General features: G+C 56.1%; 22 protein-coding genes. 6 read left to right on the top strand and 16 right to left on the bottom strand.

Annotation, left to right across the window (positions count from 1 at the left end; translation table 11 throughout):
* Nucleotides 1-7: 7 nt before the first annotated feature.
* Nucleotides 8-1,060 carry a hemolysin family protein gene (locus tag M2119_RS00175; RefSeq protein WP_280802959.1) on the bottom strand — a complete coding sequence of 351 codons (1,053 nt, stop codon included), beginning with the start codon at nt 1,058-1,060 and terminating at the stop codon, nt 8-10.
* A complete protein-coding gene (locus tag M2119_RS00180) occupies nt 1,053-2,375 on the bottom strand; it encodes a hemolysin family protein (protein WP_280802960.1) in 1,323 nt (440 codons plus the stop codon). Before M2119_RS00180 ends, M2119_RS00175 begins: the two co-directional genes overlap by 8 nt.
* A 250-nt stretch (nt 2,376-2,625) precedes the next feature.
* On the opposite strand from M2119_RS00180, the gene M2119_RS00185 reads away from it, so the two are divergent.
* Together M2119_RS00185 and M2119_RS00190 are read left to right on the top strand one after the other, a co-directional pair.
* On the top strand, nt 2,626-3,186 hold the full coding sequence (locus tag M2119_RS00185) for a nucleotidyltransferase domain-containing protein (RefSeq protein ID WP_280804427.1): 561 nt from the start codon (nt 2,626-2,628) through the stop codon (nt 3,184-3,186).
* Nucleotides 3,183-3,569 carry a hypothetical protein gene (locus M2119_RS00190; protein WP_280802962.1) on the top strand — a complete coding sequence of 129 codons (387 nt, stop codon included), beginning with the start codon at nt 3,183-3,185 and terminating at the stop codon, nt 3,567-3,569. Before M2119_RS00185 ends, M2119_RS00190 begins: the two co-directional genes overlap by 4 nt.
* 8 nt (nt 3,570-3,577) lie before the next feature.
* On the opposite strand, the gene M2119_RS00195 is transcribed toward M2119_RS00190, so the two are convergent.
* Nucleotides 3,578-5,077: a sensor histidine kinase gene (locus M2119_RS00195; RefSeq protein ID WP_280802964.1), complete on the bottom strand. Its 1,500-nt coding sequence runs from the start codon at nt 5,075-5,077 to the stop codon at nt 3,578-3,580.
* Between the two features lie 17 nt (nt 5,078-5,094).
* On the opposite strand from M2119_RS00195, the gene M2119_RS00200 reads away from it, so the two are divergent.
* On the top strand, nt 5,095-6,159 hold the full coding sequence (locus M2119_RS00200; protein WP_280802965.1) for an alpha/beta hydrolase: 1,065 nt from the start codon (nt 5,095-5,097) through the stop codon (nt 6,157-6,159).
* Here M2119_RS00200 and M2119_RS00205 read toward each other — a convergent pair.
* Nucleotides 6,113-6,967, bottom strand: a complete 855-nt coding sequence (locus tag M2119_RS00205; protein ID WP_280802966.1) for an AAA family ATPase — start codon at nt 6,965-6,967, stop codon at nt 6,113-6,115. The two genes, M2119_RS00200 and M2119_RS00205, sit on opposite strands and share 47 nt — an antisense overlap.
* Nucleotides 6,964-7,626 carry an SAF domain-containing protein gene (locus M2119_RS00210; protein WP_280802967.1) on the bottom strand — a complete coding sequence of 221 codons (663 nt, stop codon included), beginning with the start codon at nt 7,624-7,626 and terminating at the stop codon, nt 6,964-6,966. Before M2119_RS00210 ends, M2119_RS00205 begins: the two co-directional genes overlap by 4 nt.
* Nucleotides 7,627-7,676: 50 nt before the next feature.
* Here M2119_RS00210 and M2119_RS00215 point away from each other — a divergent pair, with 50 nt between their 5' ends.
* Entirely contained in the window at nt 7,677-7,946 is a 270-nt protein-coding gene (locus M2119_RS00215; RefSeq protein ID WP_280802968.1) for a helix-turn-helix domain-containing protein, read from the top strand.
* A 5-nt stretch (nt 7,947-7,951) separates the two neighbouring features.
* Here M2119_RS00215 and M2119_RS00220 read toward each other — a convergent pair whose 3' ends face one another.
* A complete protein-coding gene (locus M2119_RS00220; RefSeq protein ID WP_280802969.1) occupies nt 7,952-8,539 on the bottom strand; it encodes a hypothetical protein in 588 nt (195 codons plus the stop codon).
* Nucleotides 8,540-8,640: 101 nt separating this feature from the next.
* Here M2119_RS00220 and M2119_RS00225 point away from each other — a divergent pair, with 101 nt between their 5' ends.
* Nucleotides 8,641-9,066 carry an Rv3235 family protein gene (locus M2119_RS00225; protein ID WP_280802970.1) on the top strand — a complete coding sequence of 142 codons (426 nt, stop codon included), beginning with the start codon at nt 8,641-8,643 and terminating at the stop codon, nt 9,064-9,066.
* Nucleotides 9,067-9,088: 22 nt separating this feature from the next.
* Here the strand turns inward: M2119_RS00225 and M2119_RS00230 are convergent, their stop codons facing one another.
* From M2119_RS00230 to M2119_RS00275, 10 genes are all read right to left on the bottom strand, one after another.
* Complete coding sequence (locus M2119_RS00230; protein ID WP_280802971.1) at nt 9,089-9,670, bottom strand: hypothetical protein; 582 nt, start codon at nt 9,668-9,670, stop codon at nt 9,089-9,091.
* 43 nt (nt 9,671-9,713) lie between these two features.
* Nucleotides 9,714-12,518, bottom strand: a complete 2,805-nt coding sequence (secA, locus tag M2119_RS00235) for a preprotein translocase subunit SecA (RefSeq protein WP_280802972.1) — start codon at nt 12,516-12,518, stop codon at nt 9,714-9,716.
* Between the two features lie 145 nt (nt 12,519-12,663).
* Entirely contained in the window at nt 12,664-13,110 is a 447-nt protein-coding gene (gene hpf / locus M2119_RS00240; protein WP_280802973.1) for a ribosome hibernation-promoting factor, HPF/YfiA family, read from the bottom strand.
* Nucleotides 13,111-13,219: 109 nt separating this feature from the next.
* On the bottom strand, nt 13,220-13,924 hold the full coding sequence (locus M2119_RS00245; protein ID WP_280802974.1) for a ComF family protein: 705 nt from the start codon (nt 13,922-13,924) through the stop codon (nt 13,220-13,222).
* 74 nt (nt 13,925-13,998) lie between these two features.
* The gene (locus M2119_RS00250) at nt 13,999-15,693 is read right to left on the bottom strand and encodes a GerMN domain-containing protein (protein ID WP_280802975.1); all 1,695 of its coding nucleotides are present in this window, start codon (nt 15,691-15,693) and stop codon (nt 13,999-14,001) included.
* The gene (gene mtrB, locus M2119_RS00255) at nt 15,693-17,273 is read right to left on the bottom strand and encodes an MtrAB system histidine kinase MtrB (protein ID WP_280802976.1); all 1,581 of its coding nucleotides are present in this window, start codon (nt 17,271-17,273) and stop codon (nt 15,693-15,695) included. Before mtrB ends, M2119_RS00250 begins: the two co-directional genes overlap by 1 nt.
* A 7-nt stretch (nt 17,274-17,280) precedes the next feature.
* Nucleotides 17,281-17,967 (bottom strand): MtrAB system response regulator MtrA, encoded by a 687-nt coding sequence (gene mtrA, locus M2119_RS00260; protein ID WP_280802977.1) that lies wholly within the window; start codon nt 17,965-17,967, stop codon nt 17,281-17,283.
* A gap of 79 nt (nt 17,968-18,046) precedes the next feature.
* Nucleotides 18,047-19,525 (bottom strand): adenosylhomocysteinase, encoded by a 1,479-nt coding sequence (gene ahcY / locus M2119_RS00265; RefSeq protein ID WP_280802978.1) that lies wholly within the window; start codon nt 19,523-19,525, stop codon nt 18,047-18,049.
* A gap of 9 nt (nt 19,526-19,534) precedes the next feature.
* Nucleotides 19,535-20,959, bottom strand: coding sequence for a phosphomannomutase/phosphoglucomutase (locus M2119_RS00270; protein WP_280802979.1), 1,425 nt, complete (start codon nt 20,957-20,959; stop codon nt 19,535-19,537).
* Complete coding sequence (locus M2119_RS00275; protein WP_280802980.1) at nt 20,952-21,170, bottom strand: DUF3499 family protein; 219 nt, start codon at nt 21,168-21,170, stop codon at nt 20,952-20,954. Before M2119_RS00275 ends, M2119_RS00270 begins: the two co-directional genes overlap by 8 nt.
* 32 nt (nt 21,171-21,202) lie before the next feature.
* On the opposite strand from M2119_RS00275, the gene M2119_RS00280 reads away from it, so the two are divergent.
* Nucleotides 21,203-21,637 (top strand): metallopeptidase family protein, encoded by a 435-nt coding sequence (locus tag M2119_RS00280; RefSeq protein ID WP_280802981.1) that lies wholly within the window; start codon nt 21,203-21,205, stop codon nt 21,635-21,637.
* Nucleotides 21,638-21,641: the final 4 nt, after the last annotated feature.

The raw sequence follows: 21,641 nt of genomic DNA on the forward strand, positions 1-21,641 counted from the left end.
CCCCCAACTATGAGCGCCGTGTGGCGTCCTGTACTTCTCCGACTAACTCTTCAATGATGTCCTCGAGGAAGAGCACTCCCGTGGTTGTGCCGGTGACGTCGACAACTCGAGCAATGTGGATTCCGCTGCGTTGGAGTTCTGCCAGAGCATCTTCGAGATCTGTGGTTTCCGCCAGGGTCGCGAGTTGGCGGATGCGCTTAGTTTTGATGGGTCCTGTGTGTGTTCCCGCTTCGGAGACGTCGTCATCGAAGGTGAGAACATCTTTGAGGTGAACATAGCCAATGGGTTCACTCTGGGCGTCGCTGATGACGTAACGCGAGAATCCATACTTCGCCACTGCCTGTTCCAGGTCGCCCACGCTGGCCTGTTCCGGCAGGGTGATGAGGTCTTTCAGGAGAACCTTGATGTCCCCTGCCTTCTTGGTGGTGAATTCAAAGGCTGCAGAGAGTGTGCCCGAGGAATCCTCGATCATGCCCTCTCTCGTGGAGTGAGACACAATTGTTGCAACTTCGGTGAGTGAGAAAACGCTGTTGGCTTCTTCGCGGGGCACAACCCGGAATATTTTAAGCACCGCATTAGCTATGCCGTTCATTGCCACGATGACGGGCTTCACTATCCGCGCAACAAACACAAGTGGCGGAGCAAGAATCAAAATGGCACGATCAGGTACAGAGAAGGAAGCGTTCTTGGGAACCATTTCGCCAAAGATGACGTGCAGGAAAGTCACCAAAATCAGTGCGAAGGTGAAGCTGATTCCGCTAATCCATCCGTCGGATAAGCCTGTTCCCACCAGCGCCAACTCAGCTAGGTGGTGAATCGCGGGTTCTGACACGTTCAGGATCAACAAAGATGCAACAGTAATACCCAGCTGGCTGGTGGCCAGCATGAGACTGACATGTTCCATCGCCCACAGCGCCGTCTTTGCTGCAGCACTCCCCTTTTCAGCGAGAGGTTCGATCTGAGAACGACGTGCAGAAATAACAGCGAATTCTGCTGCCACAAAGAATGCATTGACGGCAAGCAACACTACGAGCCATACCAGGCCAGCCCAATCACTCATGGGTCTCACCTGCTTCCTCTGGAATCACAGGAGTGAAACGGAGACGGTCAATGCGGCGCCCGTCCATTCGGACGACCTTGAACTCACCTGCGGCAACGGTAACGGTGTCACCTTGTTCAGGGATCCTGCCCAGTTCACTCATCACGAAACCGGCGACGGTTTCGTAGTTTTCATCCTCTGGCACAAGAATGCCTGTGCGCTCCTCGAGCTCGTCTGGACGCAGAGAGCCCGGGAACGTGAGGTAGTCGGCGGAGCTGACAACACCCGCACGCGTGCGGTCATGTTCGTCAGCGACTTCGCCGACGAGTTCTTCCACGAGGTCTTCGAGAGTAGCCAAACCTGCAGTGCCACCGTATTCGTCGACTACGACGGCCATCTGGAATCCCTTGCCACGTAGCTCCGAGAGCAGCGCGTCCAAGGGCATGGTGTCTGGAACGCGGAGAGGCTCCCCCATCAAAGCCGAGATTGGAACATCATTTCGACGTTCACGAGGCACCGACATCGCGCTCTTGACGTGCACAATTCCCACCACGTCATCGAGTCCATCTTCGGTCACGGGGAAACGAGAAAAACCAGTCTTCCGAGCCAGTTCCAGCACAGCTCGAGCTGAATCGGCGGGCTCTAACGATTCAATCCGTAGACGGGGCGTCATCACATCACTGGCCGAAAGTTCACTGAAGGCCAGGGTTTTGCCCAGCAGCGTTGCGGTGTCTACTTCTAGAGCACCCTCACTTGCAGAACGGCGAAGTAGCGACGCGAGCTCTTCTGGCGAACGCGCTCCAGAAAGCTCTTCTTTCGGTTCCAGCCCAAAACCGCGAAGAACAGCGTTGGACAGTCCATTCAACGAAAGCACCAGTGGTTTGAAAACCACCGTAAACAGAGTTTGGAAAGGCATCACGACACGAGCCGTGCGCTCGGGTAGGGCCAGAGCAAAGTTCTTGGGAACCAGTTCACCAATAATCATGGAGAGGAACGTCGCGATGAAAATAGCCAAAATGACGGCAATGGTGTGAACTACGCCGCTGCTCCAGCTCAGACCAGCCAGTAGTGGGGTGAAGAGTGCAGCCAGTGCTGGTTCCATCAAGAAACCGGTCAACAGGGTAGTCAGAGTGATGCCCAGTTGAGCACTAGAGAGGTGTGTTGACGTTTTGGTCAGTGCCGAAATAGTCAGGCTGAGTCCGCGAACCCCTCGATCACGCTTTGCTTCCAGTTCTGGACGGTCAAGGTTCACCAGAGCAAACTCTGCTGCTACGAAGAAACCGGTGCCCACGGTGAGCACAAGCCCAAAACCGAAGGAAATCCATTCAAGCGCCACTACGCCACCTCGAGAAGAGTGTCGAGGACAGACAGAGTTGTTTTACTGTGTCGGGCAGGCGGGGGGTCGTCCATTGCCCTTCCAGCATACCGATGTGGTTCGGTAAACAACTGTGCCAGCTGAATAACGTGCTGTACTTCTCCACCTTAACCAACTATTCTTGGTAGATACCAATAATAGTTGGAGTTCTATGCGTTTACAGCACCCCCTTGAAATAGTCACACCCACGCTCGATGGGGACGTATTGGCCGTGCTTGCAGGCGCACAAGAGTGGTTTGCTGTGCACACTATCAATGCACTAATCCCGGGGCGCTCTGACGAAGGCATTAGAAAAACTCTCAAGAGATTAATCTCTGTTGGCATTGTTGAAGAACTTTCTGTGAGCAGAGCTCACCTCTACAGACTGAACCGAGAACATCTCGGGGCAGAGCTAATCGTGCAGCTGGCTTCTCTCAAACACGTCTTCTTCGCACGACTCCACAATGAGATGAGTCAGTGGGACATCCCGCCGATTTTTGCGTGCATCTTTGGTTCCGCAGCTCGAGACCAAATGTCGACTGGAAGCGATGTTGATCTTTTTGTGATTCAACCCGACAAAACCTCATCAACGCAATGGGATGCCCAAGTTCTTGAGCTGACTGCGCACGCCACCCTGTGGATTGGATCGGAGGTCCGTCCATTGTTATACACAGAAAGTGAAATTCGACGTCTCGGATCAGCTGAACCTGTGTTTGAATTCATCGCGAAGGAAGGCATTCATGTGTGTGGCGAACGGCAATCTTTTCTGAACCTAATGAAGGAGAGACAATGAACCCCCAAGTTGTTGATCCCACATTCAAAATTGGTCGTCTACAGAAAGCGCGCGAATTTGCTGAGACTGCCGCCGTCTTATTTGATGACGCAACGAGAAATTCAGACCATGGAGATGTCTACGTCACGATGGCGATTCATTCGGGTATTGCCTCGTCAGATGTTATTTGCGCAACCAAACTAGGTGAATATTCCGCAGCAGACTCTCATGCAGCGGCTGTTGCCTTGTTAAAGAAAGCGGACTCGACTGCCGCATCACTACTGAGCAAGTTGCTGAACATGAAAACTAAGTCTGCGTATGGTCATCGTGCAGTAAATGGATCTGAAGTGCGGACAGCTGAAAGCGCGCACAAAAAATTGCTCGCCCTCGCTGAGCAGGTTTAATCCACCTACTACGTGGTGGGGTTCACAAATCTCAGCGGAACCTCAATGGACACATCGGTTCCACCTTCCAGGCCGCCATTCCATTCAATGGAGCCGCTGAGTTCACCCTGGATGAGGGTTTTCACAATCTGCGTGCCGAGGCCGTCCCCGATAGCCCCTTCGGGCAAGCCGGTTCCGTTGTCCACGATGTGGACGGAGAGAACTTCTTCCGTTCGGTTTGCTTCGATGACCACGGTTCCTTCACGTCCTGCCAGGCCGTGTTCCACCGCATTGGTGACCAATTCCGTGAGGGCGAGGGCTAGAGGGGTGGCATATTCGCTGGGGAGAACGCCAAAGCTGCCCGTCAAACGAGGGTGCACGGTCGTGCCGTGAATAGCTGCAACCTCGGCACTGAGCATGAGCACCCGGTTGAATACTTCGTCGAAGTCCACGTTCTGACTTAATCCTTCGGACAGGGTGTCGTGGACCACGGCAATAGATGCCACACGGCGCATGGCCTGTGTCAGTGCTTCGCGCGCTTCATCTGACTGGGTTCTCCGGGCCTGAATACGCAGGAGGGACGCCACCGTCTGCAGATTGTTCTTCACACGGTGGTGAATTTCACGAATCGTGGCGTCCTTAGTAATGAGCTCCATTTCCTGGTGACGCATCTCAGTCACGTCCCGGCAGAGCACAATGGCACCGGTTCGCTCTCCCAGGTGGCGAATCGGAATGGTGCGCAAGGAAATCGTCACGCCGCGCGCATCGATATCTGCGCGCCAAGGAGCACGACCGGTCACGACGACTGGAAGGGACTCGTCCACGTTGATCTTGCCGGTGAGAACTCGGGTCGTGACTTCAGCGAGGCTTTCGCCTTCAAGCTCATCATTGAAACCCACACGGTTGAAAGCGGAAAGTGCGTTGGGGCTCGCGAAGGTGACCACACCATCCACGTCCAGACGAATCAAACCATCGCTGGCACGGGGTGCTCCACGCCGGGGGGACGGTGCTGCATCGAGGTCCGGGAAGTCGCCTGAGGCAATCATGTCGAAGAGGTCGTTGGCGCAGGAGTTGAATGTCAGTTCCTGACGACTCGGGTTTCTGCTCTCTGACAGGTTGGTGTGGAGAGAGATCACGGCGATGGGATCGGACGGGGCACTGTCTTGTGAGCCCTGCCGAACGCGGCGAATGACCGGAACAGCCCGCACGCGCGTCGGGGTTTCTTCATACCAGGCAGGCGAAGAGGACTCGATGATGGACGCAGTTTCATAGGCTTCACTGACTTGGGCTTTCCACTCGGCCTTGATTTTCTGGCCGACGAAGTCGCGATAAAACAGTGTTGCCGAGCTGGATGGACGCGCATGGGAAACTGCAACGAAAGAACCATCTGTGGTGGGTGCCCAGAGCACAATGTCCGCAAAGGCAAGGTCAGCAATAAGCTGCCAGTCACCAATGAGCATGTGCAGCCATTCAATATCGGCAGCACTGCCAATTCCTTGGGCTTCCATGATGTTACTGAGCGTCGACATACCTCTAGCCTAGAGTCATGAGTAAATCCTCACCGCGCGAACGCAGACGCCTCTGGCGTTCACCGTTCCTGTGGTGGCCTCTCGGAGTTATCTCCGCATTAGTGGTGGTGAGTGTCGTGGTATTCAACGTGAGCCCGTGGCCAAGTGCTCTGATTATTCGCCAGGTCTTCCAAGACGGCGCGAAGAAGACAGCCGCCATCATGGCGCCCTATGCCCCCACCTCAGGTGTGGAGTCGATATATAACGTGCAATATGGTGACGGCAAGTTCGAGACCGCAAGCACCTTCACCGAGCTTGATGTGTTTTATCCCACCGGCACCACCGAGCCCCTGGGCACGGTCATCTGGACACACGGTGGGGCCTGGGTTTCTGGCAATAAATCCAATGACACCGTGTATTTCCAACTTCTTGCGCAGGCTGGATACACCGTCGTGGGGCTGAACTACACCTACGGCCCCGAAGCGCAGTACCCCACAGCCGTCAACGAACTCAACCAAGCTCATGCATTCCTTCTGGCCAATGCGGAGAAGTACCACATTGATCCAAACCGTATTGTGCTGGCCGGCGATTCCGCCGGGGCACAATTGAGCAGCCAACTGGCCACACTCATCACGAGCCCTGAGTATGCGCAAGAAGTGGGAATCACCCCAGTATTGAAGCCCGAACAGCTTCAGGGAGTAGTTCTCAACTCCGGTATCTACGAAGTGACGACCCTGCTGGGCCAGAAAGGCATTCTCGGGTGGGGCGATGACGTTGCCCTCTGGGCATATACAGGAGATAAGGATCTTCAAAATTCTCCAGCTGTGGCAGAAATGTCCACCATGAACCATGTGACGGCAAACTTTCCAGAGACCTGGATTTCAGGCGGGAACGCGGACCCTTTGACGAATGGAAACTCAAAGCCGTTCGCTGCGAAATTGCAGTCACTGGGCGTGAACGTCACAGAACTGTTTTGGCCAGCCGATTACACCCCTGCCTTGCCCCATGAGTATCAGTTCAAGCTCAACCTGGATGCTGCTCAAACTGCCCTGTCATCTACGCTGACTTTTTTGAGCGACCGAATCGGCCCGACCGCAAACTAGCTTGCAGGCGCTCGCCGTCGATAGCGGCGGCCAATGCTGTGAAATCTTTTGCTATCGCGGACCCCGTGCCCGCGACTCGAACCGGTATGCCGGTATGTGCTGCTGACGCTACGGCTTTTTCATCCCAGCGAATCTCAATCGGGTGATGAATACCGGCGTAACGACTCAGAGAAGCCACTGGATCTGCACTCCCTAGCCGAGTGAGCGCTCCCCGGACCTTGTTGAGCACCACAATGCGCTGCGCTTCTGGGAAATCTTCGAGGAGAACACTATGTGCACGGATAAATCTCGCCACCGATACTGCATCTGCCCCCGCTACCTGCACGACCCGTTGAGCAGCTTTCACCACAGTGAGGGTCGCTGCATTGCGCCGAGGGGCGAACAGATCACTGGTGATTTCTTCATCTGTTTCAAGATTGAATCCCACGTCTGCAACGATGAACTCAAAACTTCCCCCCAAGAATGAGAGCGCAGCTTTGATGCGCTCTGCAGAGAGCTCAGGCCATCGATCCGATCTGACAATTCCCGTCAGAACAAGCATTTCTCTGTGTCCGGTTGGCACTCGATGGGACAGCCGCTCAAGCTCTTCCTCACTCAGACCACCATTGCCGGCCAACCGACACACAGCCGCAAACCCTGCTGCCTCATCGACGATGCCGAGCAGAGGTGCAATGGTGCCACCATAGGTGTCGGCGTCAATGAGCAGAACGCGGTGGCCTCGTTCTGCAAGCTCAGCTGCGAGGTTGATCGCCACAGTGGTTCGCCCCGGTGCACCGGTTGGCCCCCATACCGCCACGAGCTGCGTCATGAGGATTTCCCCGTGCGACTCGGAACGAGAGAAATAGCATCGCCGTTGGCTTGCGCTTCCAGCAGTGCAGCTACTTTGGTATGTGGAACAAGAATCTCCACCTGTGTCTTGCCGGATGACGCGCCCAGTCCCGTCGCTTCTGTGATGTGAGCGATGTGTGCTCCCGAGATAATGACCGCTGGTGGGCCAAATACCCCTTGGCCAGCAGCGATGGACGCCCAGACATCCACGGTGGAGCCCTCCGTCGCATCTTCCGGGAGCGGAACATCCAACATCACAACCACGGTAGTGGTGGTGACTTGTTGGGCAGTTCCCACCGCGGACAGTGGAACGAGCTCCCCCGCAGCAATCGCTTGCGTAACGACCGAACCTGCTTTGAGTTCGGTTGCGCCGAGGTAGGCCTGTTGAGACTGCCCTAATTGAACCTCAGTCAGAACAAGGTCTGATTTCTGGAGGACATGACCTGGACTCAGCGAGGTCGTTGCCACATACACAGCGGTGTTCTGGCCGGCTGCACTCAACAGGGCATAGCCGGCGAGCGCGGAAACGAGAACAATAACGAGGCCAATGATGAGTCGCAGATCGAGGCGACGGGTGCGTAAATGAGACATGACAGGCATCATGGCGGACGGGTCTGGGAATCTGCGAAAGTTATCCACAGATTGAGATTTCCCGGGTTCTTATCAACTTAATTCTTTACTCTGTGAATATGAATGAATACGAGTCACAGCTTGGATCTACTGACCGATTCCTCACCGTGGTGGAGACTGCGGAAATCCTCAAAGTGAACGTCGCCCACGTTCACGAACTGATCGAATCAGGCGAACTCGCTGCATTTAAAGTGGGCACAACAGGCCCTTGGCGTATCGAGCACGATATTCTCGAGCTCTTCATTGCTGAACAATATGAGCTGTCTCGTCGCTCAGCGATGTGGAACAACTCTGAGATTGCTTCTGCACACAACGTTTTCGAGCTCTAATCCATTCACAGCACTCTGACATAGAGCACATCTTTCAGGGGTAAAACAACGGCTGACTGACCACCAACCTCAATGTGGTCTGCTCCTACCCTGTCTATCGTGCCGCGATATTTTCCCGCCGAAGTGACAACATCAAGCTGTTTCCGTCTGCGCCCCACATCGCGCAAGACAAAGGCGTAACTCACCTGTGCAATCAGACGTGGTCGTGCTGATATGGAATGGAGATCTGCCGCCGACAGAACGTCCACAGATTCCCCCAAACTCGCCTTGTTCTGCTCTGGAGTAAGGACCATCGATTCAATTCCCGAGACAGCAATGATTGCGAGGCCAACAAAGTCGTGTGGTTCCAGGATCTGCGCCACGAACCAGTCTTTCCCCACTCGTTCAGGTAATAACACCAATGTCACTCCGCCCTTCATTACGACGGTGACGGGGTCACAACCAGCGGCATGTGTAAGTGCAAAAATTCTGTCCCGAATACTCAGCGCACATTGCCTCTCCCTTTCCTCGTCATCGAGACGATTTTGCAATTGCGCATCCAGCTCTCGTTCCAGCTGGCTTTCGAGGTCATGAAACAGATTGTCCAAGGTCATAGTCAGCGACGCTAAAGAGTGAACCTGAGAATCCGCCGGAGTTATCCACATATTTGCTGAGAAGTAGACTATTGGTCTATTTTTCGTGTCAGAGTGTCTCCATGAAAACCGCTAAAGCCGTCAACACTCGGCTCTCCAGCTTTACTCCTGAGGAATTCTTTGGCCACCAGCCAACGTCCACCGCGGAACTCCCCGACCCACAACCATTGGTGGAAAACCTGGCACGCACCGTGATGGAAATCTTGGCAGGATGCAGGGATATCGATCAGATTTCTCGCTGGGTCACTGATGACGTCTACAGAAATCTGCTGCAAAGAGTCCACATTTCACGCCGTGCACGCGCGGTGAAGAAACAGGCTGTCATTCGCCCCACATTTGGCCTCGGTAAAACAATCATCACCGAACCCTCTGATGGCGCGATTGAAGCAGTGGTGATTATTCATGGCAAAGCACGAACGCGCGCTATTGCGGTTCGGCTCGAGGGTCTAGACGGACGCTGGCGGGCAACCGCGATTCACGTTCTCTAGCTCCCCCACTCCAGGTCTGATGTTACTTCTCACCCGATGCTGGAACAGAGTCGCCTGATGCAGAGTGTTCTGAAGCGGACTGATCTGAAGCAGAGTGTGCTGCCACTTCTTTGTTGTAGCGGGTAAACAGCATTCCCACCCGGAATGCCGATTCACTCACAATCATGAGCAGGCCGACGGTGATGAACAAGCTGACAAAGTAATTGCTGAAGCTCGTGTTCTCAGAGACCGTCTTGACCACCAGCAGGAACACCAGTGCCAAGTATTCTGCGCCGCTATTGCGCACAACCACGGCCTTTTTCTCAGGCAACGGACGAACCCACATGATGCGTGTGCGGTAACGGGCAAAGAAATAGCCCAGAACAACTCCAACAGCTCCTGCAACCCAGTGCCACGTGTCCTTGGTGAGGTCATCCCACAACACGATGCCTATGAAGAGAACTTCGAAGACAGGATCCAAAATGGCAAGCCATAACAAGCTCACGTAATGCTTTTTGGGGAGCTGCAGTACTTTCTTGCCGTAATTGCGTGCTCGGAGATCAAAGATCACCATGACCAAAATCAGTGGCGATAACCACGCCAACATGATCCAGTCGTTTTCCATGAGAAAAGCTTAGACCGACCAGTTGTCTCCGAAAGAAGAGAAACTACTTCTTCTTGCGGCGATCTGCGCGATTGCCCGCAGGTGCATCTCCTGAAGCCTGACCGAATGCACCGCGCTTAGTCACAGTTGGACCAACCGGACGGGTGTCCTCGGGAACAATCTGGCGACCGTTGTCAGCTGCCTGCTGTGCCCGGGCAGTTTCTGCCTGCTCCACACGACCTGTTTCATCGCGCACCTCGACGTGACCGTCTTCGGAAGGAGCTATGTAGCTGAGGTGTGCGTTGGCATCTTGGCCTTGACCTAGTCCCTTAGCAGCGATGCTGGGGTGCTCAGGGTCGCCCTCAGCGAGGTTAACCTGGACTTCGAGGTTGAACAAGAAGCCCACAGATTCTGCCTTGATGGAGGCCATCATGCCCTGGTACAGAGCAAAACCTTCACGCTGGTATTCCACCAGTGGATCGCGCTGTGCCATGGCACGCAGACCGATACCGTCCTTGAGGTAGTCCATCTCGTAGAGGTGGTCGCGCCAACGGCGGTCCACCACCGAGAGCACAACACGACGCTCGAGTTCACGCATGGCCTTCTCGCCAATGCTTTCTTCACGACGCGAATAGCCAAGCACTGCATCCGACTGAATCTCACGGCGCATGAACTCCTTGTTCACACGGCCCTTGTTTCCAGCTTCCTGGATGACCTCATCGATGGTGATGGAAACAGGGTAGATGGTCTTGAGCTCTGCCCAGAGAGCGTCGAAGTCCCAGTCATCTCCGTTGCCTTCGCTCGTGTGTGCAGAGAGAACTTCATCAATGACGTCTTCGAGGAATGCGTGGACGCGGTCCTTGAGGTCATCGCCTTCAAGGATGTGTGCACGGTCTGAGTAGATTGCTTCACGCTGACGGTTGAGAACATCGTCATACTTCAGAACGTTCTTGCGCATTTCTGCGTTACGGGCTTCTACCTGCGACTGTGCCGAGCGGATTGCACGACTGACAATCGAGGACTCGATGGCGGTGTCGTCGGGGATGTTGCTGCGCGTCATAATGGCTTCGGCCGCACCAGAGTTGAACATGCGCATGAGGTCATCGGTGAGCGAGAGATAGAAGCGGCTCTCACCGGGGTCACCCTGACGTCCCGAACGACCACGGAGCTGGTTGTCGATACGACGTGACTCGTGACGCTCAGTACCGAGAACATAGAGACCACCAGCGGCGGTTACTTTGTCTGCCTCTTCTTGAACGGCAGCCTTCACCTTCGTGAAGGTCGCTTCCCAGGCGGCTTCATACTCTTCCGGAGTTTCGCCGGGGTTCAAACCCTTGGAAGCAAGCTCGGTCACCGTGAGGTGCTCCGCGTTACCACCGAGCATAATGTCCGTTCCACGGCCAGCCATGTTGGTTGCAACGGTGACGGCACCGAGACGGCCAGCCTGAGCAACGATTGCTGCTTCACGGGCGTGGTTCTTCGCGTTGAGGACTTCGTGCTTGATGCCCTTCTTCGCCAAAAGCTTGGACAGGTATTCGCTCTTCTCCACCGAGGTGGTACCTACGAGGACAGGCTGGCCGTTTGCGTGGCGCTCAGCGATATCCACGGCAACCTGCTCAAACTTGATCACTTCGTTCTTGTAGACGAGGTCAGGCTGGTCAATACGGGCCATGGGCTTGTTGGTGGGAATAGGAACCACACCAATCTTGTAGGTGCTCATGAATTCGCCGGCTTCGGTTTCTGCCGTACCAGTCATACCCGAGATCTTCTCGTAGAGACGGAAGTAGTTCTGCAGTGTGACGGTTGCCAGGGTCTGGTTCTCGGCCTTAACCTCGACGCCTTCCTTGGCTTCGATGGCCTGGTGAATACCTTCGTTGTAGCGACGGCCAGCGAGGATACGGCCGGTGTGCTCATCGACGATGAGCACTTCACCGTTCATCACGACGTAGTCCTTGTCGCGCTTGAACAGCGCGATGGCCTTGAGGGAGTTATTGAGGAAGGAAATCAGCGGGGTGTTGGCTGATTCATAGAGGTTGTCAATACCGAGGTAGTCCTCGACTTTTTCGATACCTGGTTCCAGCACACCCACGGTGCGCTTCTTCTCATCGACTTCATAATCCACGCCCTCTTCGAGAGTGGTAGCGATGCGAGCAAACTCGGTAAACCAACGGTTGGCTTCCCCGGATGCGGGACCAGAAATAATCAGGGGCGTACGCGCCTCATCGATGAGGATCGAGTCGACCTCATCGACGATGGCGAAGAAGTGTCCGCGCTGGACCTTGTCCTGCACGCTCCAGGCCATGTTGTCGCGCAGGTAGTCAAAACCAAACTCGTTGTTGGTGCCATAGGTAATGTCGCACAGGTACTGCTCGCGACGGACAGCAGGCTGCTGACCAGCGGTAATGACACCGGTGGTCATCCCCAAAGCGCGGAACACGCGGCCCATGAGCTCAGACTGGTAGCTGGCGAGATAGTCGTTCACGGTCACAACGTGGACGCCACGGCCTGCAATAGCGTTGAGGTAAGCGGGAAGGGTAGCTACCAGCGTCTTACCTTCACCGGTCTTCATTTCCGAGATATTGCCCAAGTGCAGGGCTGCTCCACCCATGACCTGCACGTCAAAGTGACGCAGGCCAATGGTGCGACGTGCTGCTTCGCGCACGGCAGCGAATGCCTCGGGCAGCATGTGATCGAGAGATTCACCCTCGATATAGCGCTTGCGGAAGTCTGTGGTCTCAGCACGAAGTTCTTCATCGGTGAGGTTGATGAAGCCATCCTCGAGTTCATTGACGGCCTTCGCCAGGTTCTCTAGTTTGCGAAGGGTTCGTCCTTCGCCAACGCGCAGGACTTTGTCAAGAATGTTTGCCACGAAAACTCTCCCGTGTGTGGGGCGCATACTGCGCAGGAACCGATCAGCATAAACAACGCTAGACCGCCCTCAATGCTACCGGGAATGCGCGTGCCCCGCCTGTGCAGGTGCTGACAGGCGGGGCACGCGATGGATTGCGACGAGTTTAGGCTGCCGCGGACGGCGTGATGGCATGCTCCTCTGCAGCGACCCTTTCAATGTCCTCTGGCGTTGCCGGCACAAGATCCACCTGCGCAAAGGCATCTGCACTTGCTTCGTGGATGGAGAGAGGCTTTTGGTGGCCGTGGTGATGAATTTTCTTCTTGTCCCGAGCGCGACGGAGCTGTTCCATCATGCGCCCCATGGCGAGATCAAAGGCAGCGTATTTATCTTCCCCGTCAGATTCTGCCCGCACAACGGGCCCAGCTTCGACGAGTGTCAGCTCCACATGATCACCCCCCACGAGTCCCTTGCCCCCGTGATGTTTGCTGACCGTGACATCCAGCTCAAGAGGACGATCTGCAAGCTTCTCAATCTTGTCGACCTTTTCCGCCACGTAGTTGCGGAATCGATCTGTGATCTCGGTGTGACGAGCGACGAAGTTGAGTTCCATGACGACCTCCTCAAAGTTGGCGTTTACGCCCAACTTTTGGGCGAGTCCTTTCACGCCAATCGATGTTGTTGAAAATGTAGTCCTGTTGGGGCTCACTTGTCACGCAATTTCACCTGTGTGTGTCCTGAAAATTTTTCGGAGTGGAGGCCAGCGCCACCGCCCCGAGGACGGTAGCGCCCCCGGCACGCAGTGCCCGGGCGCATTCCAGCAGGGTTGCCCCGGTCGTCACGACGTCATCGACCAGCACCGCCACAGCACCGTGGGCTAGCGGTTGTGCGTGATAAGCACCATGCATATTTCGGAACCGCTCCAGTCGACCGAGCGTGGATTGATCAGCACGGCGGCGAACATGTGTGAGAAGTCTCGTATGCCGGAAACCAGCTGCCTTGACCAGCATTTCGGTGGGGTGGTAGCCCCGAGTTCGAAAACTTGCTGCGCTGGAGGGCGGGGATACCCAGACGACTTCTCTGTCTGAACTCCAGAGATCCAACCGAATTCTCGCCGCCTCGATCGCCATCCGAAGTGGCGCAGCAAGCTCTGTCACAATCGAGGTTCTGTTGCGTTCTTTGAAGTGGTGCACCATCCCCGACAGCGGCGGTACAAAGTCCGTTGCGAACCACAGCGGGAGCCGGGTGAGGCTTTCAACATCGAAGAGTTCCCGATATTGAACATCAAGGGGCGACATGGCGAGGAGGTACTGCCGACACTCCTGACACAGATTTCTGTCTGGTGTGCCACACCCCGCACACTCAATGGGAAGAAAAAGTGACAGGGCATCCAGCGCGTGTTCGCGCAGTTGTGCAGACGTGATCATGGCCACAGTCTGCGCACCGAGACACCTGAGAATGCCTAGCTGAGAAATGCAGTGGGGAACTAAGCGGAAAGATGTTATTGCTTGACTGCTTGCGTCTTGACGCCCACAAACATGGCCTGCCACAGGCTTCCACCACGCAGAGACAAGAGGGTTCCGCCCGCGGTCAAGACACGCAAACCAGCCACGTTATTCGCACCGGAGAGCGAAATAGGCTCCTCGGCGGTGAGCGCGGACTGCAGTATGTAGCCACCGCCAATCATCTGGGCCACGACATGACTCGTACCCTCAGCAGAGCTTGCCAGAGAAGCCACCGTCGTGGGATCGACCCAGGCAATATCCACCGGAACACCCTCCGCCAAGCTGAGCTCGATCGGAGCTCCGACCGAGACGGGCACAGACTTCTCACCGCGCACGACAGAACTGGCCAGCAACAGATACTCCGCACCGTCACGAACCAAGGCCACCACGCGTGCGCCATCACGTGAGACCTTGACCGAGAGAATCTCATCCGCGTTCTTCCATGGCACTGTCACCTCACGCTGCTCACCGTTTGTGGACACAGCAAGCAGCCCAATGGGGTCGTTCGCAGGAACGGACCACATGTACCCAAAGGGATCCAGTGACGGGGCAATTAAGCCTTCGCGTGCATCAGCCAGGACGGTTTCGGCGTTTGCACGCACAAACGAAGCACCTTGAGGACTCAAGACGGCAGCAAGCTGCCCAGAGAATCCTACGCTGATCGCTGTGGGTTGCAGCGCAACCATGACCTGCGCCAACTGGGAAGACTGTTCGATGTTTCCGCCGCTGATATATCCATAGCGGTCTGAGGTGAGAACAAGCGCGCGCGAATCAACACTCGGGGGCATGACAGCATCTACCGTGTCGGCGATGAGCGCATTCTGTTCTGTGCCGTTGACGAGCAAATCAACGGAGGAAATATTGTCCACCGATTGCAGGCTGGCGGTGGCCTGTTGTTTCATTTTCCGAATACCCGCAGAGTCTGTATTCAATGCGTTCTCATTGAGGTCAACGGAAGCTACACCTCGGGTGACAGGAACAGAATCTGCAACCAGTGCTGTGCCCGGCGGATAGGCACTCACCACCGCACCACCTTCGGCCAACCAGGGCGACGGCCCCACCAAGAGCGCCTTCATGATGCGCGTGCTGGAGGAAGCGCCGTTCGGGAAGTACCTCACATCAGGCACCAACAGTGTCTGCGTGGAGTCAAAGAAATAGAGCGGGTGGGAGGCGTAAACCTGATCGAAAGTAAAGCGGTCGATCACCACACCATCCGGTGCTGAACTGATGCGCCACTGACCCTCTACTTCTTCGAAAGTGAAGGGATAGGTCACACGCTCATTAGCCGGGGCCTGGGCATAGCGCCCTTGCGCATCCACCGTGGCCGAGAGCGTGAATTCCAGCTCAGCAGCTGTTGTGTCTGTCTGCGTAATGGATCGCAGGCCTGAATCCACGTGCACGGCACTGTTGGCATCCCAACGAGTTGCGAAACTGGGGGTGAGGTATTGACGAGCAATGGCGTAGTCCGACACCGGTGAGGATGCTGCTTCGATGAAGCCACGAAGAATCTGCTCAATCGTGCCATCTTCGAGAGGCCCAGCAGGGATAAATTCAATGACGCCGCTGTCAGCTTGCACCACAGCAGATCCTTGTTGCACGCTGCCCTCCACCGGGATACCAGTGCAAGCAGTGAGAAAAAGCAGGAGGCTGGAAACCAGTGCCAGGAAAGAAAGTCGAAGGGTGCGTCTCATCACTCGTCCCTCTCAGCGGGGTTAAGCGGCAGCGGAGAGGAGGCGATGGAAACATCCAGTGAACGGGGAAGTGTCAGACGGAAAACCGCGCCTTCACCTGGCGCCGCCCAGACGTCCAAGACTCCGTTGTGAACGCGGGCATCCTCGAGCGAGATAGCCAAGCCCAGGCCGGTGCCCCCGAGGGTGCGTTGGCGTGAGGGGTCCGCGCGCCAGAAACGGCTAAAGACTTGCTCCAGTTGGTCTGGATCCATGCCCACGCCGTGGTCTCGCACACTGATTGCCACGGCCGTTGCATTGCTGTCCACCGCCACATCGATGGGTTTGTGTTCACCGTGTTCGATGGCGTTGCCAATGAGGTTCATCACGATACGGCGAACACGACGTGGATCGATGTTGGCATCGAAGTGACCACCCGGAGCACTGAGGGTCAAATCACATCCGTGTTCCTCTGCCAACGTCACCATGCTGCCGACCACATCCTGCACGAGTCCCGCGACGTTGGTGGGTTCTGGCTCGAGGTTCACACTTCCCGCGTCATACCGGCTGATCTCAAGAAGGTCCCCCAGCAGCTTTTCAAAGCGTTGGATCTGAGCGTGGAGCAGCTCAGTACTGCGCCGCGTCTTGCTATCGAAGGTATCCCGCTCGTTGTAGAGCACATCGCCGGCGAGCTTGATGGTGGTCAAGGGTGTGCGGAGTTCATGAGAAACATCAGAGACGAACCGCTGTTGCATGACCGACAGGTCTGCCAGCTCAGTGAGCTGGCGCTGCATGCTGCCGGCCATGTCATTGAACGAACGGGCAAGAGTGGCGACCACGTCTTCACCCTTTTCAGGGATGCGGACTTCCAAATCACCGGCAGCGAGCTTCTGACTGGTTTCTGCTGCGTTTTTAATGGGGGACACAACCATGCGCGAAACCACCCAGGCCACACCACCGACCAGCAACAACAGCCCGAGACCTGAAATCCACAACACCTGCTGAATGAACTGCAAGGTTTGTTCAGACTGGGCAAAGTCATATCCGATGAAGAGCTCGTAGATCCCCGCACCTGGAATATCCAACTGAGAGCCCACCACGACGCCAGGTTCTAATGAACCACGGATGGGAAGGGCAACAGACTGCCAATATTGCTGGTCTGCGTTTTCGGCCACCTCCGTGCGAAGTTCGGGAGTGATCACCGAGCCGGTGAGCTCCGTACTCGAAAAGTCTTGGGGTGCTAGAGCTGAGGATTCTTGTCCCGGGGCGCGATACACAGCCACCAGACCACTCGAAGTCGCATCACGAATAGCCGTACGAGCCGCATTCATGACCGATTGCATCGAGGCCTGATCTGTGGCATCCGAGGAGTCAAAGATGCGTTGTGCAGCGACCTGGGCTCTCTGGGACTCGGACAGGACTTGTTCAAGTCGGGAGTTGAACAGATCCGAGCTGATGGAGAGGGACATGTACACCCCGACCAGCACGATCGCCACACCAGAAAGCGCCATGGAGATGACGACGGTTCGAAATTGGAGAGACCTCCGCCACACCCTCAGCAGGCGTGCTGGAAATCCCAAGAAGTCGAAGCGCCGGACTTTCATGGAAAAGTTAGATCACAGCTCCGGCACGGTAACCGATGCCGCGCACGGTCGTGACGATGGTGGGGTTGTCTGCATCGAACTCGACCTTGCTGCGCAAGCGTTGCACGTGCACATTAACCAAGCGAGTATCTGCCTTGTATTGGTAACCCCAGACCTGCTCGAGCAACATCTCACGAGTGAAGACCTGCTGTGGCTTGGACGCTAATGCGACCAGAAGATCGAACTCAAGTGGAGTCAGGCTAATCGCAACTCCCCCACGCTTAACCTCATGGCCGTCAACGTCGACAACCAGGTCTCCAATGCGCAGGGTTGACGCGTTGGTTGCCGTCGACGCCATCGAACGCAGGCGGGTACGAATACGTGCAACAAGCTCACCCGGGTTGAAGGGCTTGACCATGTAGTCATCTGCGCCTGCTTCGAGGCCGGCAACAACATCTGTTGCGTCACCCTTCGCGGTGAGCATGATGATGGGAACACCGGATTCGGCACGAATCTGGCCACAGACCTCGATGCCGTCAAACCCTGGCAACATGAGGTCGAGCAGAACGAGATCAGGGTTACATTCCCGAAATGCACCAAGGGCTTCTGCGCCGTCAGCGCAGAACGTGGGGGTGAAACCCTCGCCTTCAAGGACGATGCCGACCATCTCTGCGAGAGCGGCGTCGTCGTCTACAACCAGAATGCGTGCACTCATGGTTTAGAGCCTAGTCTTGTGTGCCCTGAGAACGAATTACGCATTCATTCTCAGGGCACATCACAGACTCGTGTGTAGCTTAGTAGCGGTAGTGATCGACCTTGTAGGGGCCTTCGACGGGAACGCCGATGTAGGAGGCCTGCTCAGTGGAGAGCTTGGTCAGCACGACACCCAAAGCATCCAGGTGCAAACGAGCGACCTTCTCGTCAAGGTGCTTCGGAAGCACGAAGACGCCCACTGGGTAGTTCTCACGACGAACATAGAGTTCGATCTGTGCGAGCACCTGGTTAGTGAAGGAGTTGCTCATCACGAAGGAGGGGTGACCGGTTGCGTTACCTAGGTTCATCAAACGACCTTCGGACAGCACGAGGATACTGCGACCGTTGGGCATAATCCATTCGTGCACCTGAGGCTTGATCTCGACGCGGGTCGCGCCGGGAAGGCTCTCGAGTCCAGCCATATCGATTTCGTTGTCGAAGTGACCCACGTTGGACACGATGGCGTTGTGCTTCATGCCCTGCATGTGCTCGAGAGTAATGACGTTCTTGTTACCAGTGGTGGTGACGAAGATATCGACCTGGTCGAGAACAGATTCAATCGTGGTGACCTGGTAGCCATCCATGGCTGCCTGAAGTGCACAGATGGGGTCGATCTCGCTGATGATGACGCGAGCACCCTGCCCGCGAAGGGCCTCTGCAGAACCCTTACCCACATCGCCATAGCCACAGACGAAAGCAACCTTGCCGCCCATCAACACGTCTGTTGCGCGGTTGATACCGTCGGTGAGCGAGTGGCGGATGCCGTACTTGTTGTCGAACTTGCTCTTGGTGACCGAGTCGTTGACGTTGATCGCGGGGAACAGGAGTTCGTTCTTCGCGAAGAGCTCGTAGAGACGGTGAACACCCGTGGTGGTTTCCTCGGTGACACCGATGAGTTCAGCAGCAACGGTCTGCCAGCGGGTAGGAGTCTCAGCGACAGTCTGACGAAGCAGGTCGAGGATGACGCCATATTCGTGACTGTCAGCTGCGGTAGTTGCAGGAACTGCACCCGCCAACTCAAATTCACGACCCTTGTGCACGAGCAGTGTTGCATCTCCACCGTCATCGAGGATGAGGTTGGGGCCGATCCAGTCTGCACCGGCTTCAGCTGCCTCGACAGACCAGTCGAAGATGCGGTCGGTGCACCACCAGTACTCTTCGAGGGTTTCACCCTTCCAGGCAAAGACAGGTACACCAGCAGGAGCTTCAGGTGTTCCGGTGGGGCCCACAGCAATAGCTGCTGCAGCCTCGTCCTGCGTGGAGAAGATGTTGCAGCTTGCCCAGCGAACCTGTGCCCCGAGGTCCACGAGGGTCTCGATGAGGACAGCGGTCTGCACCGTCATGTGGAGTGAACCGGTGATGCGAGCACCTTTGAGGGGCTGCGTGGGGCCAAATTCTTCACGCAGTGCCATGAGGCCAGGCATTTCATGTTCAGCAAGACGAATCTGGTGGCGACCTGCTTCTGCAAGAGACAGGTCAGCGACACGGAATGAGGAGGAAGCCAAAACCTTGGAAGTCATGTTTCCAGCCTAGAGCCGAATAAGCGCCAATACTTCGTCTCGTATAGCGACCATCGTTGCGTCATCGCCAGCTTCTGCGTTCAAACGAAGCAAAGGCTCTGTGTTTGACGGGCGAACCGAGAACCACCAGAAGGCCTCGCCTTCTCCGGTGGTTCCGGTGATGGTCATGCCATCTAGGCTGTCTTCCACGCCACGGGAAGCGAAAGCCTCACGAACACGCTGCGTTGCGGCAGCAACATCTGTCACCGTGGAGTTGATTTCACCGCTGCTGGCGTAGGGCATGAATTCGGCAGCGAAAGCCGAAAGCGACTTGGGTTGGTGGCCAAACTCTGCCAACACATGCATCGCGGCGAGCATGCCGTTGTCTGCACCCCAGAAGTTACTGAAGTAATAGTGCGCTGAGTGCTCCCCGCCAAAGACGGCACCGGTGGCAGCCATTTGGTCTTTGATGAGCGAGTGTCCCACGCGGGTGCGGACGGGCGTAGCCCCCGCACCAACGATGGTCTCCCGCACGATGTTGGAGGAAATGAGGTTATGAATCACGAAGATTTCTTTACCCGGGTCGGCTTTCTTTGCTCGAGCAATCTCACGCAACGCAACAATGGCAGAAACGGCAGACGGGGTAACAGGTGCGCCCTTCTCATCGATCACGAAACACCGGTCCGCATCGCCGTCAAAAGCGAGGCCGAGATCCGCACCGTGTTCCACAACTGCCTTTTGCAGATCAACCAAGTTCTTGGGCTCGAGCGGGTTGGCTTCGTGGTTGGGGAAGTTTCCATCCAACTCGAAATACATCGGAATGATCTCGATAGGAAGTGCGGCAAGTCCAGCCGCTGTTCCCAGAACAGCAGGCACGGTCATGCCGCCCATGCCGTTACCGGCATCCACGACAACGCGAATGGGCTTGATCTCAGAAAGATCTACCAGCGAACGCAGGTAGCCGGCGTAGTCAGCCAGCACATCCACTTCTCGGTAGCTACCCGGAGTGGCCACAGCCTCGATGCCGTTCTCCAAGTAGTCACACGCACGATCACGAATGGCACCCAAACCGGTGTCCAGGCTGATGCCCTGGGCTCCTGCGCGGGAAAATTTGATGCCGTTATAGGCAGCCGGGTTATGGCTTGCTGTAAACATGGCTGCGGGTGCATTCCAGGATCCAGAGGCAAAATATGTCTCATCCGTGGAACAGAGACCCAGGTTCACTACATTCGCACCCCGGGCCTGAGCGCCGCGAGCAAAAGCCGCCGCAAACCCCGGTGACGAGTCACGCATGTCATGACCAACCACAACGTCAGAACCTGCGCCCTGAATCTCATCAACAAAGCCGGCAGCGAGTGCTTCAACCATGGCTTCGGTAAGTTGTTCCCCCACGAGGCCTCGAACGTCATATGCCTTGACGATGGAACGGAGGCTCTCGACTGCTGTTTTACTCATTGATTAAGTCTAAGTGACGGATAAGTTCCCAGCCTTGAGGCGCGGTGAAACCGCGGGCATGCTTGACACATAAATCGTGGGCGAGTGACTCTGGTTCGGGTGAGAGTGGCCCCACCACGGCAAGCTGATCGTCGTAGTCATAAGTGAGTGAAAACTCTGCGGGCTGTAGGCATCGTCCCTTGGAACACGGACGCTCTGACTTCGAACTCATACGTTGAGGGTACCCGGAGGTAGCATGGGCGCATGGATGACGCGTTCGCTGGCACGGTACCCAACCGCGGGTTGAGCCGGGACCGTCATGGCCGCGGAATGCGCGGCCCGGTGACGGGACCGCATCTGCCTCAACTGCGTGGACGCTATGAAACGTTTATGTTGACCGTCGCTCACACCGTGGACTACTTGCGCAGTATGTGGGCTGAGGAACTCTCGGATGTTCACTTTGATGTGGCACCCACTCCCCCACGGGTAGAGGTCAATGGCGTCGTGGAGCGCTGGAAAGTTGACCACGAACGACGTCGTATTGTGCTCTATCGCGTCCCCATTCAGCGCATGAGTAAACTCCACAAAGAAGACCCGCTGCACCGTCAGATGATGATCGAAAGCGTCGTCTTCCGGGCAGTAGCCGAGCTCCTAGGCAAAGACCCCTGGGATCTGGGGCCTGAGCGACTTCGGCCCTAACCCT

Source organism: Aurantimicrobium minutum (genome assembly GCF_029894165.1).
Taxonomy (GTDB): domain Bacteria; phylum Actinomycetota; class Actinomycetes; order Actinomycetales; family Microbacteriaceae; genus Aurantimicrobium; species Aurantimicrobium minutum_A.